The organism is Salinarimonas sp. (genome assembly GCF_040111675.1).
Classification (GTDB): Bacteria; Pseudomonadota; Alphaproteobacteria; order Rhizobiales; family Beijerinckiaceae; genus Salinarimonas.
Genome location: NZ_CP157794.1, coordinates 4,277,256 through 4,292,864, shown reverse-complemented (window position 1 = coordinate 4,292,864; position 15,609 = coordinate 4,277,256). Strand labels below are relative to the sequence as shown.

Sequence of the window (15,609 nt, the reverse complement as noted above, 5' to 3'; positions counted from 1 at the left end):
TCATCGTATGGTCAACGCGATAGTTCGTCGGAGTGGGGGCGTCGACGCCTGCCGGTCGTCGCCTGTACACGCCGAGGTCACCCCCCGAGGCAACCCGTCGAGCCCCCTCGCCGCGACCGGTCGCACGACCTACGGGCCCGAGAGGGGGTGCGTCGGCGCGCCGGAGCTCGAGCAGGCGGTCGACGCCGATTTCGCGCGCCTGCGGGCGAAGGGCGCCGCCTGCGCCGGCGGTGGCGGAGGCGGGAGGGGAGCGCCTCGGCGCGTCCCTCGTCGACCTGGACGACGCCTGCGAGACCCTCGGTCGGCGCCAAGCCTACGTCCACGACGTCCATGTCCTTCCCGGCGCCGTCGGTCGCGGCGTGGCGCGACGCCTCTATGCGGACATCGAGGCCGTCGCCCGTGCGGCGGGTGGCGCGCGGCTCGGCGCGACCGTGTCGGCGCCGACCGCGGACGCGCTGCGTGCGCGCCTCGACGCCATCGCGCGCGTCGGCTGGGCGCCGGCCTACGTCTCGCGCGTCCTCGATCGGCCCGCCTGAGCGGCGGCCGGCTGGTGCGTCCCGCGACGCGGGCGATCCGTCGCGCGCCGGCGCGGACCGCGGGAACCGCCGCGCTCACGTCTCGTACACGCAGACCAGCTCCTTGCGCGCGATCCGCCGCTCCCGTGGATAGCCGAAGGCGTTGTTGACGTACGTCACCCCGTCGAGCTCCTTGCGCTGGTTGACGTGACTGTGGCCGTAGACGTGCAGGCTCCCGCCCAGCGCCCGCACCTGCTCGTCCATCCGCCGGCTGCCGAGCACCGGATCGAGGAAGCGGTAGGCGGCGCGGGCGCGCTCCGGCACGACGTCGATGCGCGGCAGGAAATGCGAGAAGGTCAGCGTCACCGCGTCGGCGACGGGATGCAGGGGCGCGTTGAGGCGCAGGAACTCGGAGGTCACCGCCCACGCGTCGTAGCCCTCGGGCCAGCGGCAGACGCGGAAGTCGGCCCACGACGTGCGCAGCCGGTCGTCGGGGTCGCCGAAGCTGAAGTCGTACCAGCCCAGCAGCGGCACGATGCGCAGCGCACCCTCGCGCCACTCCCGCATCGAGACGCCGCTCTCGCGCGCCACCCGCACGACGTCGCGATACTTGTCGAAGGAATCGCCGAGGCTCCGGTCCGGGCCGACCCAGAGGTCGTGGTTGCCGGGCACGAACAGGACGACGCGGAAGCGCGCGGCGAGAAGCTCGAAGGCGTGGGCGACGAGGGGGAGCGCGCTCGAGACGTCCCCGGCCAGGATCAGCACGTCGTCGCTGTGGTCCACCCGCGAGAGGCCCCGCAGCCAGTCGAGGTTCTCGGAATAGTCGATGTGGATGTCCGAGACGGCGAGGACCCTCATGCGAGGACGCTCGCGACTGCGGCGGTCGCTCGCTGGACGTCGAGCGGGATCGGCATCGGTCCTCCGGATCGTGTGCGACGGCGACGGGGGGTGGGGCGGCGACGGGCGGGTCGGCGGCGAGCGGACGGGCGAGGCGGATCGGCCCGGCTCTCGCGGAAGCAGACTAGCGGATGCCCGTCGCCGTTTCCACCCGCCGCTCGACCTGGCGCTCCCGCCGCGCGGCGCGGGTCGACCGGCACGCCGTCGACGGAACGAGCGGTGTGGGGGCGGGTTGACGAGGCAAGGATAAGAACAGGGAGAAACTCCGCTTGCCGCAAGACGACATCAGCCGCTTCTCCCGTGCGCCGGGGCGTAACGACCCGATGAGACCCCGTCGCGAGCCGGGCGTCCGCAAGACAGGCTCCAGCGCCGGCATCGCCATCGGGCTCGCCGCGATGGGTATCGGCCTGGGCATCGGCGCCGCACTTCTGGCGCAGCGTCGGGGATCGTCCCGGGACCGCGGTGGGGATCTCGCCGGGTCCATCCGTCGGGAGATTCTCACCAAGCCGATCCACGGCTGGGCCCGCAAGGCGCTCCCCCGCCTCTCCGAGACCGAGCGCGAGGCCCTGCATGCCGGCGAGAGCTGGTGGGATGCGGAGCTGCTCTCGGGCGATCCGGACTGGCGCAAGCTCGACGCGGTCGAGGCGCCGCGGCTGAGCCCGCGCGAGCAGGCCTTCCTCGACGGGCCGTGCGAGCGCCTGTGCGCCATGCTCGACGACTGGAAGATCAACCGCGAGGAGGGCGACCTGCCTCCGGAGGTCTGGCGGTTCATGCGCGAGGAGAAGTTCTTCGGCATGATCATCCCGCGCTCGCGCGGCGGGCTCGAATTCTCCGCCTACGCCCATTCGGAGGTCGTGCGCTACATCGCGAGCCGCTCCATCGCCGCCGCGGTGACCGTGATGGTGCCGAACTCGCTGGGTCCCGGCGAGCTCCTGCTTCAGTTCGGCACCGAGGCGCAGAAGGACCATTGGCTGCCCCGCCTCGCGGACGGTCGCGAGATCCCCGCCTTCGCGCTCACCAGCGAGGAGGCGGGCTCGGACGCGGCCTCGATGGTCGACAGCGGCGTCGTCTGCCGGGGCGAGTGGGAGGGCGAGCAGGTCCTCGGCATCCGGCTGAACTGGTCGAAGCGCTACATCACGCTCGCGCCGGTGTGTACGGTGCTCGGCCTCGCCTTCAAGCTCTACGACCCGGACCGCCTGATCGGCGAGGACGCGGAGATCGGCATCACCTGCGCGCTGGTGCCCACCCATCTCGACGGCGTCGAGATCGGGCGCCGGCACGTCCCCTCGCAGATCATGTTCCAGAACGGCCCCACCACGGGGCACGACGTCTTCATCCCGCTCGACAGCATCATCGGCGGGCCGGCTTGCGCCGGGCACGGCTGGACGATGCTGATGAGCGCGCTCGCCGCCGGGCGGGGGATCTCGCTGCCGTCGATGGCCTCCGCCGCGGTCGCGATGGCGGCGCACACGTCGGGCGCCTATTCCCGCGTGCGCGAGCAGTTCGGCATCCCGATCGGCAGGTTCGAGGGCATCCAGGCGCGGCTCGGCCCGCTCGCCGCCAACGCCTACGCGCTCGACGCCGCGCGGCGGCTGACCTGCGCGGGGCTCGACGAGGGGAGGGCGCTCGCCGTCGTCTCGGGCATCATGAAGGCGCACGCGACCTACCGGATGCGCGAGGCGCTCGACGACGCCATGGACATCCATTCCGGCAAGGCGGTGATCGACGGGCCGAGCAACTACCTGCTCCCGCTCCACCGCGGCGTGCCGATCGCCATCACCGTCGAGGGCGCCAACATCGTCACCCGCAACCTGATCATCTTCGGCCAGGGCGCGATCCGGGCGCATCCGCACATGCTCGACGAGATGATGGCGCTGGAGGAGCGGCGGTACGACGTCTCGCTCGCGCGGTTCGACGCGCATCTGTGGAAGCACGTCGCGCACACCGCGCGCACGCTCGCGCGGGCGACGCAACTCGCCTGGTCCGACGGGCTCCTCGCCCCTGCGCCCGATCGCGGCCGCGCGACGCCGATCTACCGGCAGATGACGCGCTGGTCCGCCGCGCTGGCGCTGACCACGGACGCGCTGTTCCTCACGGTCGGCGGCGGGCTGAAGAAGAAGGAGATGATCTCCGCGCGCATGGGCGACATCCTCTCGGAGCTCTACTTCCTCTCCGCCACGGTGAAGCGCTGGGAGGACGACGGCCGGCCCGCCGCGGACTTCCCGCTCGTGCGCTTCGCCGCCGATCGCGGTTTCGCCCGCATCCGCATCGCCCTCGACGAGGTTCTCGCGAACTTTCCCAATCCGTGGGTCGGCGGCGCGCTGCGCGCGCTGCTGCGGCCCGGCCGCGCCGTGCGCGCCCCCGACGACGCGCTGGTGAAGGCCTGCAGCGACCTTCTCTACGAGCCCTCGCAGACGCGCGAGCGCATCGTCGGCCGCATCTTCGGCGGCTGCGAGCGCGAGAGCGTGCGGGTGCTGGGCGAGGCCTGGGAGGCGGTCCTCGGCGCCGAGCGCATCGCCTCGAAGCTGCGCAAGGTCGGCGTCGGACCCGAAGAGGCGGTGCGTTCCGGCGCGCTCTCGCCCCGCGAGCGGGCGCGATACGAGGAGACGACGGCCGCGGTGCGGCGCGCGGTGGCGGTCGACGATTTCAGCCAGGACGAGCTCGCCCGGCTGCTGCCGGCCTATCGGCGCACCACGCCCGAAGCGGTCGTCCGCCCGCAGGAGGGTTCCCATGAGCGATCGTGACGTCTTTCTGGTGGACGGCGCGCGCACGCCGTTCCTGAAGGCCCGCGGCAAGCCCGGGCCGTTCACGCCGGTGGACCTCGCCGTGCAATGCGGGCGCCCGCTGCTGGCGCGGCTGCCGCTGTCGCCGGACGCGATCGACCTCGTCATCCTCGGCTGCGTCAACGTCATCGCCGACGAGATGAACCCCGCCCGCGTCGCCGCGCTGCGGCTGGGGCTCGGCGCGGACCAGGTGGCGTTCACGATGCAGATCAATTGCGGCTCGGGGATGCAGTCCATCGACACGGCCTGCCGCTACATTCGCGAGGGATCGCACGAGCTGATCCTCGCCGGCGGCACGGAGGCGCTGAGCCACGCGCCGCTCGTGATGCGCGAGGAGGCGGTCGAATGGTTCGCCGACGTCGCGCAGGCCAAGAGCCAGGTCGAGCGCGCAAGGCGGATGGCGGACCTGCGCCCGAACTTCTTCCAGCCCGTGATCGGCCTCGAGCGGGGCCTCACCGACCCGATCACCGAGCTCAACATGGGCCAGACCGCGGAGGTGCTGGCGCACCGCTTCGACATCGACCGCGCCACGGCGGACGCCTACGCGATGACGAGCCATCACCGGCTGGCGAAGGCGCAGGAGGAGGGCTGGCTCGCGGGCGAGGTCGAGCCCGCCTTCACCCGCGAGGGCCGCGCCTACGATTCCGACGACGGCGTGCGCCCCGACAGCGACATGGACGCCCTCGCCAAGCTCAAGCCCGCCTTCGAGAAGCCCTACGGCAAGGTCACGCCCGGCAATTCCTCGCAGGTCACCGACGGCGCCTCCTGGGTCGTCGTCGCCTCGGGCGAGGCGGTCGAGACGCAGGGGCTCACGCCCATCGCGCGCATCGTCGACAGCGAATGGGCCGCCCTCGATCCGTCCGTGATGGGCCTCGCGCCGGTGCTCGCCGCGACGCCGATCGCGACCCGCCAGGGGCTCGGCCTCGACGACATCGACCTGTGGGAGATCAACGAGGCCTTCGCCGCGCAGGTGCTCGCCTGCCGCGCGGCATGGCGCGACGCGGATTTCTGCCGCGCCGTGCTCGGCCTCGGCGACGCCTTCGGCGAGATCGACACGGACCGGCTCAACGTCGACGGCGGCGCGATCGCGCTCGGCCACCCGGTCGGCACGAGCGGCAACCGCATCGTCCTGCATCTCGTCAACGCCCTGCGCCGCCTCGGCAAGCGGCGCGGCATCGCCACCGAGTGCATCGGCGGCGGCCAGGGCGGGGCCATGCTTCTGGAGGTCGTGTGATGACGGGACCCGTGCTTCGACACCTGGGCGAGACGCGGCTCGAGCTCGGTCCGGCGCGCGACGCCGCGCGCGAGGGCCATTGGCGTCACGCCAAGGGGCCGGACGGCATCGTCTGGATGATCCTCGACGCGCCCGGCGACGGCCCCAACACGATCTCGAGGGCGGTCATGGCCGAGCTGGGCGCGCGGCTGGAGCGCCTCGAGGAGACCCCGCCCAAGGCGCTCGTCCTGCGCTCGGGCAAGCCGGCGGGCTTCGCCGCAGGCGGCGACATCGCGGAATTCTCCGCGATGGACCCGAAGGACGTCGAGGTCATGCTGCGCGACGGCCATCGCATCGTCGACCGCCTGGCCGATCTCCCCTGCCCGACGATCGCCGTCGTCCACGGCGAGGCGCTCGGCGGCGGGTTCGAGCTGGCGCTCGCCTGCGACTGGCGCATCGCGGTCGACGGGGCCGCCTTCGGCATGCCGGAGACGCGGCTCGGCCTCCATCCCGGGCTCGGGGGCACGTTCCGGCTGACGGGGCTCATCGATCAGGTCGAGGCCATGCAGCTGATGCTGACCGGCAAGAAGGCCCATACGAAGAAGGCGAAGGCGCTGGGCATCGCCGACGTGGTCACGCAGGAGCGCCACGTGGCGGCCGCCGTGCGCGCCTGCGCCGACGGCGAGGTCGAGCCCCGCAGGAAAGGCGGCCTCGCCGGCGGGCTGAAATCGGGCGCGCTCAAGTTCGGCCGCACGCGCAGCCTCGCCGCGCGGCAGATGCGCGCGAGGACGCAGGAGAAGGCGCCGCAGGAGCATTATCCCGCGCCCTCAGCGCTCATCGACCTGTGGGAGACGCACGGCGACGATCCCGCGGCGATGCAGGACGCGGAGATCCGCTCCTTCGCGAGCCTCCTCGCGACGGACGCAGCGAAGAACCTGGTGCGGGTCTTCTTCCTGCGGCAGGCCCTGAAGCAGCGCGCGCGGGGCGACGACGAGATCGCGCACGTCCACGTCGTCGGCGCCGGCGAGATGGGGGCCGAGATCGCGGCCTGGGCGGCGATCAGCGGCAAGACCGTCAGCTTGTCGGACGTGAAGCTCGACGTGCTCGGCGAGGCCGTGAAGACGGCCGCCGGCGTTTGCGAGGGCGCGCATCTGAGCCCGGCCGAGACCCGCGACGCGCTCGACCGTATGATGCCCGATCCCAACGGCTACGGCGCGAAGCGCGCCGATCTCGTGATCGAGGCGGTGCCCGAGAAGCCCGAGCTGAAGGCGAAGATCTACGAGAGCGTCGGCGCCGAGATGAAGCCGGACGCGATCCTCGCCACCAACACCTCGAGCCTGCGGCTGGAGGCGCTGTCGCGGTCGGTGAAGAACCCCGAGCGCTTCGCGGGGCTGCACTTCTTCAACCCGGTCTCGAAGATGCAGCTCGTCGAGGTGGTGCGCACGCGGGCCACCGACGCGCGCACGAGCCGACGCCTCGCCGCCTATTGCGGCGCCATCGACCGGCTGCCGGCGCCGGTGCGCGACCATCCCGGCTTTCTCGTCAACCGGGCGCTGACGCCGTACCTGATGGAGGCCGTCGTGCTGCTCGACGAGGGCGTCCCCAAGGAGGTGATCGATCGCGCGGCCTTGCGCTTCGGCATGCCGATGGGACCGATCGCGCTCGCCGACCAGGTCGGGCTCGACATCTGCCTCGACGTCGCCGACAGCCTGAGGGCGGATCTGGAGAAGCCCATCCCGGACGTGCCTGACTGGATGCGCCGGATGGTCGAGGACGGGCGACAAGGCAAGAAGACGGGGCAGGGCTTCTACGACTGGTCCGGCGGTCGGCCCGACCCGGGCGAGGGCGAAACGGGTCCGGAGGACCTCACCGACCGCCTGATCCTGCCGATGCTCGACGCCTGCGTCGAATGCCTGCGCCGCGACGTCGCCGAGGACGAGGACGAGGTCGACGGCGCGATGGTCTTCGCCACCGGCTTCGCCCCCTTCCGCGGCGGCCCGATGAAGTACGCCCGCGACCGTGGGCATGCGACGGTGCGCGAGCGCCTCGCCGCGCTCGCCGAGCGCCATGGGCCGCGCTTCGCCCCCGACGAGGGGTGGTCGCGCTATGGATGAGGCGCGGATCCGGGACGACGCGAAGGCGATCGCGCGCGAGATCGTGGAGCGCACCGGGGGCGACGTGCGCGTGGCGACGCCGCTGGGGCTCGGCAAGCCGGTGCGGCTCCTCAACGCCCTCACCGAGCTCGCCGTCGCCGACACGTCGATCCGGCTTGCGATCTTCACGGCGCTGACGCTCGAGCGGCCGGAGGCGTCGAGCGACATGGAGCGGCGCTTCCTCGAGCCCGCCCGCGACCGGCTCTTCGGCGTCTATCCCGACATCCTCTACGCCAAGCGCCTGCGGGGCGGCACGCTGCCCGAAAACATCCGGGTCACCGAGTTCTTCTTCATGGCCGGGGAGTGGAAGGGCGTGGCGCAGGCCCAGCAGGACCACGTCTGCGTCAACTTCTCGGACGCGCTCGGCGTGCTCGTCTCGCGCGAGCCGAACGTCGTGCTCCAGCTCGTGACGCGTGAGGGCGACGCGCTCAGCCTCTCGTGCAACGCCGACGTCTCCCTCGACCTGCTGCGCCTGCGCCGCGAGGGCCGGCTCCCCTTCGTCCTCGCGGCGGAGACGCATCCGCAACTCCCCTTCATGGGCGGCGAGGCCAGCGTGCCGGTGGAGGAGGCGGACCTGCTGCTGGACGTTCCCGAGGCCGCGTACGAGCTGTTCTCGGTCGTGAAGCGTCCGGTGAAGAACGCCGATCACGCGATCGGGCTGCACGCGTCGCGGCTGATCGCGGACGGCGGCACGCTGCAGATCGGCATCGGCTCGATCGGCGACGCCGTGGCGCACGCGCTCATCCTGCGACACGAGGGTCGGGCCGCCGAGATCTGGGAGCGCTGTCCGCTCCCGCACGGCGATTTCCGCGAGGCGGGTCCCTTCGAGGAGGGGCTCTACGCCGTGACCGAGATGCTGGTCGACGCGATGCTGCCGCTGTTCCAGCGCGGCGTGATCAAGCGCGAGGTCGACGGTCGGGCGATCCACGCGGCCTTCTTCGTCGGCTGCCGCGACTTCTACACGCAGCTGCGGGAGATGGAGCCGGAGCGCCGGGCGAAGATCGCGATGGTGCCGGTCTCCTTCACGAACACGCTCTTCGGCGAGGAGGCGGGCAAGCGCGCCGCGCGACGGAACGCGCGCTTCGTCAACGCGGCGCTGATGGCGACGCTGCTCGGATCGGTGATCTCCGACGGCACCGGCGACGGGCAGGTGATCAGCGGCGTCGGCGGCCAGGCCGATTTCGTCGCTCAGGCGCTCGCGCTGGAAGGCGCGCGATCCGTCATCGCCGTGCCCGCGACCCGCACGCGCAACGGCGAGACGGTGTCGAACATCGTCTTCTCCTACCCCCACGAGACCGTGCCGCGGCAGATGCGCGACATCGTCGTGACCGAATACGGCATCGCCGACCTGCGCGGGCGCAGCGACGCGCAGGTGATCGCGGCGATGCTCGCCGTCGCCGACAGCCGCTTCCAGGACGGGCTTACGGCGGAGGCGAAGGCGGCCGGCAAGCTGCCGGCGGACTACGAGCTCCCGCAGGCGCACCGCAGCAACCTGCCCGAGACGCTCGACGCCTGGCTCGGTCCCCTGGACCTGCCGACCTTTCCGCTGGGAACCGATTTCGACGGTGTCGAGCGGCGGCTTCTGCCGGCTCTCGCCAAGCTGAAGGCGGCGCAGGCGTCCAAGACCGAGCTGGCGCGCCTCGCGCTCGCGGGACGGGGCGAGCCGACGTCTCACGCCGAGGTCGAGGCCGCCTGCATGGCGCGGATGGGATTCTCGGACCCGAGCGGCGTCGCCGAGCACGCGAGCGCCGCGGCGCTGCGCGGCGCGCTGCGCGAGACGCTCTGAGGCGCGCGGCACGATGCGTCGCGCCGTCCGCGCTACCGGGACGATTCCAGGCCGCCAATAACAGGCCGCCAATAACAGGCCGCCATGGGAACGCGGGCGCGGCGGCGCCGGTTCGCAAGGCGGGGCTCGTCGATCGAGCCGAGACGTGGCGGCCCAATCGCACCGCTTCGCCGCCACGATCGGCGCCGCAGGACAAGGAGAGACCGTGATGACCACGCCGAAATTCCTCGCCATTCTCGCGACGTCCCTCGCGGCGACCACGTTGGCCGGCGTACAGACGCTCCAGGCGCAGCAGCCGGCCGCGCAGACCCGGATCGACTCGCCCATCTCGGACGCCGACGTCGTCCCGCTGCGCGAGTGGCAGGTGCGGGACGTCTACGAGCAGGGCTGGAGCGCTCGCGCCCTGCGCGACGCCGACGTGATCGACGCGACCGGCGAGGACGTCGGCGACGTCGAGACGATCGTCGTCGACGCCGACGGGAGGATCGTCTCACTGCTGATGGAGGTCGGCGGCGTGCTCGGCATGGGCCAGACCATGATCAACGTGCCGTGGGAAGAGGTCGAGGTCGGCCCCGGCCTCGAGAGCGTGCGCATCCCGGTCACCGAGGAGGCGATGGAGCGCTACGAGGACTTCACCCGCGAGATGCTCACCGCCCGGGTCGCCGGGGAGGAGATCACGCCGGTGGAGGACGAGGGCTGGTTCGCCGACGACGTTGCGACCGGTCCCCGCGCCTGGCGCGTCGAGGAGCTGATCGGCGACTACGCCTACCTCACCGAGGGCGCGCCCTACGGCTACGTGCGCGACATCGTCTTCGACGAGAACGCCGAGATCGCCGCCGTGGTGATCACGGCCGGGGCCGGCTGGGGCTACGGCACCTACGCCTATCCCTATGCCGGCTGGGGCTATCGCGGCTGGACGCCCTACGGCGCCCGCTACCCGGTCCCGTACACCGAGGAGGAGGTCCGCGGCGCCGAGCCGTTCGAGACCCGCGAGCTGCGCGGGGGCGGCTGAGCGCGGCCATTCCAGAGACGCGATGCGCCGACGAGGGTCGGAGGGAGAACCTGAGACGGGAGGCCTGCCGATGACAGCTGGAAGACCGATGGCGGCGAGATTGCCCGCCGCCGCCTCGATCGCCGCGGCCGTACTCGCGCAGCTCGCCGCTCCGGCGGCGTCGCAGGAGGCGGTCCGCAGCACGCCACTGGAGGTCGGGTCGGTCGATCCCGATCGCCTCGCCGCCGCGTGGCGGGCGCGCGACGCCATCGGCGAGCCGATGCTCGGCGCCGACGGCGCCCGCATCGGGCGCGTCGACGATCTCGTCTTCACGGCCGACGGCGCGGTCAATGCCGTCCTCGTGGAGCGCGACGAGGGGCTCGGCCGCGACTACGCCGCGGTGCCCTGGGGCGAGATCGACGGCCCGGACGGCGCGACCGGCCGCCTCGTCGCCCCGACGACGTCGGACGCGGTCGTGTTCGAGGGACGTCCCCTGGAGGCGGCGCCGGCCGCGCACGGGCCGAACGCGTTCCTCGCGAGCGAGCTTCTCGACGACGTCGTCAGCGCCGCCGACGGGGTCGATTTCGGGACGGTCGTCGACCTCGCGCTGTCGCGGGACGGGCGCCTCGAGGCCGCGCTCGTGCAGCGCAGCGCGGCCCTCGGCGGCGGCCTCTACGCGTTCCGCTTCGCGGGCGTCGAGCAGGGCCTGCACCCCGGCGTGGAACGTCACGAGATCCCGATCGCCAGCGCGGAAGCGGGCGAGGCGGCGCAGCAGGTCGGGCCGTAGGCGCCCGGCTCGGTCGTCCGCGTGCTCGGCCGTCTTTCGCCCGCCGGATCGGGCCTCTCCGAACGCGATGCGGGGGCCCGGGTTCGACCAGCCGCGACGAAGGCGGCCGTGGCGGCCTCGCCTCCCGGGGCCTTTCGTCCGCCGCTCGATCCCGCGCTCGTCAATCCAGCGCGTCGTGCCCGATTTCCGCGCAGCTCGACAGATCGGACCCGCCCTCGCCGGAGACCTCCCTCGAAAGCCTGCGCAGGGCGCTGCGCAGGCCTTCCTCGAGCACCGGGTGGTAGAAGGGCGTCGCGAGCACGTCCGCGACCGTCATGCCGCGCTCGACGGCGAGCGCCAGCAGGTGCGCGAGGTGCTCGGCCGCGGGCACGCACATCTCCGCCGCCACGATCCGTCCGCTCGCTCGCTCCGCATGAATCCGCAGCATGCCGCCGGCTCGCTGCGCCATCCGGGCGCGGGCCTGGCTCGAGAAGTCGGCGCTCGCCGAGGCGATGGCCTCTCCGTCGAGCTCCGACAGCGGCGGTCCGACGCGCGCCACCTGCGGCGAGGAGAATACGATCGCGAGCGGCGTGCGGCGGCACAGGCTGTCGCCGCCGGCCTGGGGCGCGGCCATGCGCCCGGCGATGAAGCCTTCGTCGGCCGCCTCGTGGAGGAGCGGACGGTAGCCGTTGGCGTCGCCTGCGAGGAACACCGGGAGATCGCCGATGCGCAGCGTCGCGGGGTCGACCTCCGGCAGGCCGTCGTCGTCGAGCGGCACGCCGAGCGTCTCGAGCCCCAGATCGTCGACGTTCGGGCGCCGCCCCATCGCCGCCAGGACGGCGTCTGCCTCGAAAGCCCCCGTCGCGCCGCTGACGCGAATGGCGTCGCCGGCCTCTTCCAGCTCGGCGGCGGCGCCGAGATGCAGCGCGATCTCCGCCTCGATCAGCGGACGGAAGGCGGCCAGAACCCGCGGATCGTCGATGCCCGCGAGCCCGTCGATCGCATCGAAGCCCGCGACCGCGATTCCCAGCCGCGCCAGCGCCTGCGCGAGCTCGATGCCGATCGCGCCCATCCCGATCACGGCGATGCGGCGCGGCAGGTCGGCCTGGTCGAACAGGCTGTCGGTCGTCAGGATGCGCGCGCCGAAGCCCCGCCACGGGCCCGGCACGATCGGCCTGCTGCCGGGTGCGAGGATGATCGCGCGCGCCGCGATCTCCTCCCCGTTCACCGCGATCCGTCCCGGCCCCGACAGCCGGGCGCGCCCGGACAGCGCCCGCTCGCCGAGCTGCCGCGGCGTCGACGCGGGGCCCTCGACGAAGCCGTCACGAAGCGCGCGCACGCGCGCCAGGACCGCCGGGACGTCGGCGCCGAGCGCCTCCGCGCCCGTGATCCCGAACGCGGCGAGGGCATGGCGTCGATGGAAGGCGTTCGCCGCCTCGATCAGCGCCTTGGAGGGCATGCAGCCCGCCATGGCGCAGGTCGTGCCCCAGTGCCCGTCGTTCACCAGGAGGACATCGTCCGTGGCCCGGCGCACCTCGCGCAGCGCGGACAGGCCCGCGGTGCCCGCCCCGACGATGATCGTATCGACCTCTTTCACGTGCTCACTCGCCAGGTTCGCGTTGGCTACCCCCACCCGCCGGCCGTCGGCGCTCGCCTTCGTCGCGTCTCGTTCGGCACCCGGCGGTATCGGAAGGTGTGTCGAGAACGCGGTCCGGCAAGGGCGGCGGTCGCCTGCGCCATGGCGCTCGAGCTCCTGCTCCTCGCCGCGCTCGCCGTCGTCGTCGCGGAGGACCCGCTCGCCGGCTCCCGGGTGACGCGCGCGACGTCGGCGCCGAACCGGCGCGGCCGTTCGTCGTCGGCGCCTCCACGGCGGCGTCAATCCCAGCGGTAGCGCGTCTCCGAACGGGCGTATTCGGGCACGCCCGCGCCTCCGCGTCGTCCGGCGCCATGGATCAGGTACGCGAGACAGTACCCGACCGCGCCTGCGACCAGGACCGAAAGGATCGGGTTCTGGTTCACGGGCCGGCGGACGGCTCCCGTACCGTAGCCGATGTAGCGCTCGGCCTCGGGGTGGCGCTCACGTTGGCGCTGGACGTAGCGCGACGAGCGTTCGTAGGCGTCCTGCGCATAGCGCCGGGCGCTGTCGGCGGTTCGGCCGGGAATGTCGGACTGGGCCATGGGCGGCTCCTCTGCTGCTTCCGGTCAACGAATGCCGGCCGCGGATCGTTGCGCGACGGGCATGCCGCGCCCGTCCGGCCTCCTCAAGCCCGCCGTTCACGAACCTCTCGATGTGTTCTTGTTCACATTTGGCGATGGCTCGAGTAAGATGTGCAAAATAATTACGAATACGAACCAGCGGAGGCGGGGGCATGGCGAGGGTTTGGGTCGCGGGGGACGCGGCGACGGATCTGTGCCTTTTGAAGCTGCCGCCGCGCGGCGGCGAGGCGGGAGCCGATCCCACCTTCACGATCTGGATCGAGGACGGCGGCGTGAGGCTGTCCGCCCGGACGCTCGTCGGGCTCGGGTTCGAGACCGAGCTTCTGGCCGTGGAGGGCGTCGACGGCGAGAGCCTGCACTCCCTGGTCAGCCTGGGTTGCCTGACGCCGCCGGGCAAGGCGCCCGAGGCTTTCGATCCCGCGCCGGACCGGTCGAAGAAACCGGTCCATGCCCGCGTGCAGAGCTTCGACGGCTATTTCGAGGGCGCACCCCTCCGGAGCCACAGCGGCGCCCTCGCCGAGACCGGCGCAGCGGATGCGGTCACCGCCAGGCTGGAGGCCGCCGAGGCGATCTTCCTCAACGACGCGGGCCGCTCGACACGGCACGACGCCGCGGCGGCCCGGAGGCTCGCGACGCTCGGGCCGACGGCGAAGATCGTCCTGCACAAGCGGCATCCCCCCTTGCTGCCGAAGGCGGACGGCCCGGAGCCCCTCCTCGAGGCGCTCGACGCCATCGACGGTCCGGAGAAGCTGCTCATCGTCTCCGCCAACGACCTGCGCACGTCCGGCCAACGTCTGCGCGGCCATCTGTCCTGGGACGCGGCCCTGGAGGATCTCGCCAAGGCGCTGCACGACCGGAACGGCGTTCTGAGCCGGCTCCGCGAGCATTACACGCGGGTCCTGGTGCAGTTCGACGTCGAGGCGCTCGCGCTGATCTCCGAAGCGGGCGCGCACATCGACTTCGTCTTCCATCCCTCCAGCGCGGAAGGAGACCAGGCTCACGAGCGGCCGGGCTTCCTCTACGGGCAGATGAACGCGCTGAGCTGCGCCCTCTTGACGGCGCTGCGCGACAGCGACTGGCGGATCGACCGAGACGTGCTCGAGCAGGCGCTGACCGCAGTGCGGCGCTATGCGCGGGGGCACATCACGATCCACGACCTGAAGGATGCTTCCCGACGCCTCGAGTGGCCCGACATCGAGAAGACGGCCGCCGCCTCGGCAGGGGGGGCGGGGGAACTGCGCCACGTCGCGCTCGCTCTCGCCGACATCCAGCCGGGCTTCCGCCTGATCCGCGAGCTCGAGCGCGATACGGACCAGCTCGCGCTCGACATCGTCACGCACGGGGAGCCGCGGCTGCGCAGCCTGCCCGCGGCGATCATCGGCAAGTTCGCCACGGTGGATCGCGCCGAGATCGAGAGCTATCGCACGATCCAGCGGCTGATCGACCGCTACCTCGCCGACGGCTCCGCGACGAAGCCGCTGTCGATCGGGGTGTTCGGCCCGCCGGGATCGGGCAAATCCTTCGGCATCAAGCAGATCGCGCAACAGCGCGGCATCCCGATGCTCGAGTTCAACCTCTCGGAAGCCGAGCCGGCGGCGCTGCCCGGCTATTTCCATGTGCTGCGCGACATGCGCCTGCGCGGCAAGACGCCCTTGTGCTTCTTCGACGAGTTCGACAGCAACGGCCGACAGCTGGTCGCCCGCTTCCTGGCGCCCATGCAGGACGGGGAATTCCGTGACGGAGACCGCGTGCATCCGGTGGGGCGCGCCATCCTGGTCTTCGCCGGCGGAACGGCGAGGACGGCAGACGACTTCGTCGGCAGCGAGCTCGAAGCCGGAGACGCGAAGCTCGAGGAAGGCAGGACGCTCAAGGTCCCGGACTTCGCTTCCCGGCTCTCCGCAACGCTCGACATTCGCGGGCCGAATCCGCTTAGCGACGAAGAGGACGCCGGGGCGCATCTGCTGCGCCGCGCCGTCCTGCTGCGCAGCCTGCTGGAGAAGACGTTCCCGCAGGTGGTCACGGACGGGCGGGCCAGGGCGGCGGTCGCCGCAGACGTGGTGCAGCGCTTCCTCGACGTGGAGCACTTCACCTACGGGGCGCGCTCCATCGAGCAGGTGCTGAAGATGTGCGCCGTACCCGCGGGACAGGCCCGGCTGGAGGTCTCCGACCTGCCGGACGCCGAGCGCATCAGGCTGCATGTCGACGATGCGGACGGCTTTTTCGGGCCGTAGGTCGGGACCCTGGGGGCCGGCGCCCCCGAACGAGGGGCAGCGGCGCGGGGGCACGCG

The 15,609-nt window shown here is 72.3% G+C and carries 11 protein-coding genes; 8 read left to right on the top strand and 3 right to left on the bottom strand.

Annotated features, from left to right (window positions below; genetic code table 11):
• Window positions 1-32: 32 nt before the first annotated feature.
• Complete coding sequence (locus tag ABL310_RS19805) at window positions 33-536, top strand: GNAT family N-acetyltransferase (RefSeq protein WP_349368720.1); 504 nt, start codon at window positions 33-35, stop codon at window positions 534-536.
• Window positions 537-611: 75 nt separating this feature from the next.
• On the opposite strand, the gene ABL310_RS19800 is transcribed toward ABL310_RS19805, so the two are convergent.
• On the bottom strand, window positions 612-1,373 hold the full coding sequence (locus tag ABL310_RS19800; protein ID WP_349368719.1) for a metallophosphoesterase: 762 nt from the start codon (window positions 1,371-1,373) through the stop codon (window positions 612-614).
• Window positions 1,374-1,735: 362 nt separating this feature from the next.
• Here ABL310_RS19800 and ABL310_RS19795 point away from each other — a divergent pair, with 362 nt between their 5' ends.
• The 6 genes from ABL310_RS19795 to ABL310_RS19770 all read left to right on the top strand — a co-directional run bounded on the left by ABL310_RS19795 (window position 1,736) and on the right by ABL310_RS19770 (window position 11,125).
• On the top strand, window positions 1,736-4,156 hold the full coding sequence (locus ABL310_RS19795) for an acyl-CoA dehydrogenase (protein WP_349368718.1): 2,421 nt from the start codon (window positions 1,736-1,738) through the stop codon (window positions 4,154-4,156).
• Window positions 4,143-5,429, top strand: coding sequence for an acetyl-CoA C-acetyltransferase (locus ABL310_RS19790; RefSeq protein WP_349368717.1), 1,287 nt, complete (start codon window positions 4,143-4,145; stop codon window positions 5,427-5,429). Before ABL310_RS19795 ends, ABL310_RS19790 begins: the two co-directional genes overlap by 14 nt.
• Window positions 5,429-7,522: a 3-hydroxyacyl-CoA dehydrogenase NAD-binding domain-containing protein gene (locus tag ABL310_RS19785; RefSeq protein WP_349368716.1), complete on the top strand. Its 2,094-nt coding sequence runs from the start codon at window positions 5,429-5,431 to the stop codon at window positions 7,520-7,522. The genes ABL310_RS19790 and ABL310_RS19785 overlap by 1 nt, the downstream gene beginning before the upstream one ends.
• Entirely contained in the window at window positions 7,515-9,347 is a 1,833-nt protein-coding gene (locus ABL310_RS19780) for an acetyl-CoA hydrolase/transferase C-terminal domain-containing protein (RefSeq protein ID WP_349368715.1), read from the top strand. Before ABL310_RS19785 ends, ABL310_RS19780 begins: the two co-directional genes overlap by 8 nt.
• 208 nt (window positions 9,348-9,555) lie before the next feature.
• Window positions 9,556-10,359 (top strand): PRC-barrel domain-containing protein, encoded by an 804-nt coding sequence (locus tag ABL310_RS19775; protein ID WP_349368714.1) that lies wholly within the window; start codon window positions 9,556-9,558, stop codon window positions 10,357-10,359.
• A 70-nt stretch (window positions 10,360-10,429) separates the two neighbouring features.
• Window positions 10,430-11,125 carry a PRC-barrel domain-containing protein gene (locus ABL310_RS19770; protein WP_349368713.1) on the top strand — a complete coding sequence of 232 codons (696 nt, stop codon included), beginning with the start codon at window positions 10,430-10,432 and terminating at the stop codon, window positions 11,123-11,125.
• Window positions 11,126-11,285: 160 nt separating this feature from the next.
• Here the strand turns inward: ABL310_RS19770 and ABL310_RS19765 are convergent, their stop codons facing one another.
• Together ABL310_RS19765 and ABL310_RS19760 are read right to left on the bottom strand one after the other, a co-directional pair.
• Complete coding sequence (locus ABL310_RS19765; RefSeq protein WP_349368712.1) at window positions 11,286-12,701, bottom strand: dihydrolipoyl dehydrogenase; 1,416 nt, start codon at window positions 12,699-12,701, stop codon at window positions 11,286-11,288.
• Window positions 12,702-12,979: 278 nt separating this feature from the next.
• Entirely contained in the window at window positions 12,980-13,282 is a 303-nt protein-coding gene (locus ABL310_RS19760; RefSeq protein WP_349368711.1) for a hypothetical protein, read from the bottom strand.
• Between the two features lie 191 nt (window positions 13,283-13,473).
• On the opposite strand from ABL310_RS19760, the gene ABL310_RS19755 reads away from it, so the two are divergent.
• Window positions 13,474-15,552 (top strand): AAA family ATPase, encoded by a 2,079-nt coding sequence (locus tag ABL310_RS19755; protein WP_349368710.1) that lies wholly within the window; start codon window positions 13,474-13,476, stop codon window positions 15,550-15,552.
• Window positions 15,553-15,609 lie beyond the last annotated feature (57 nt).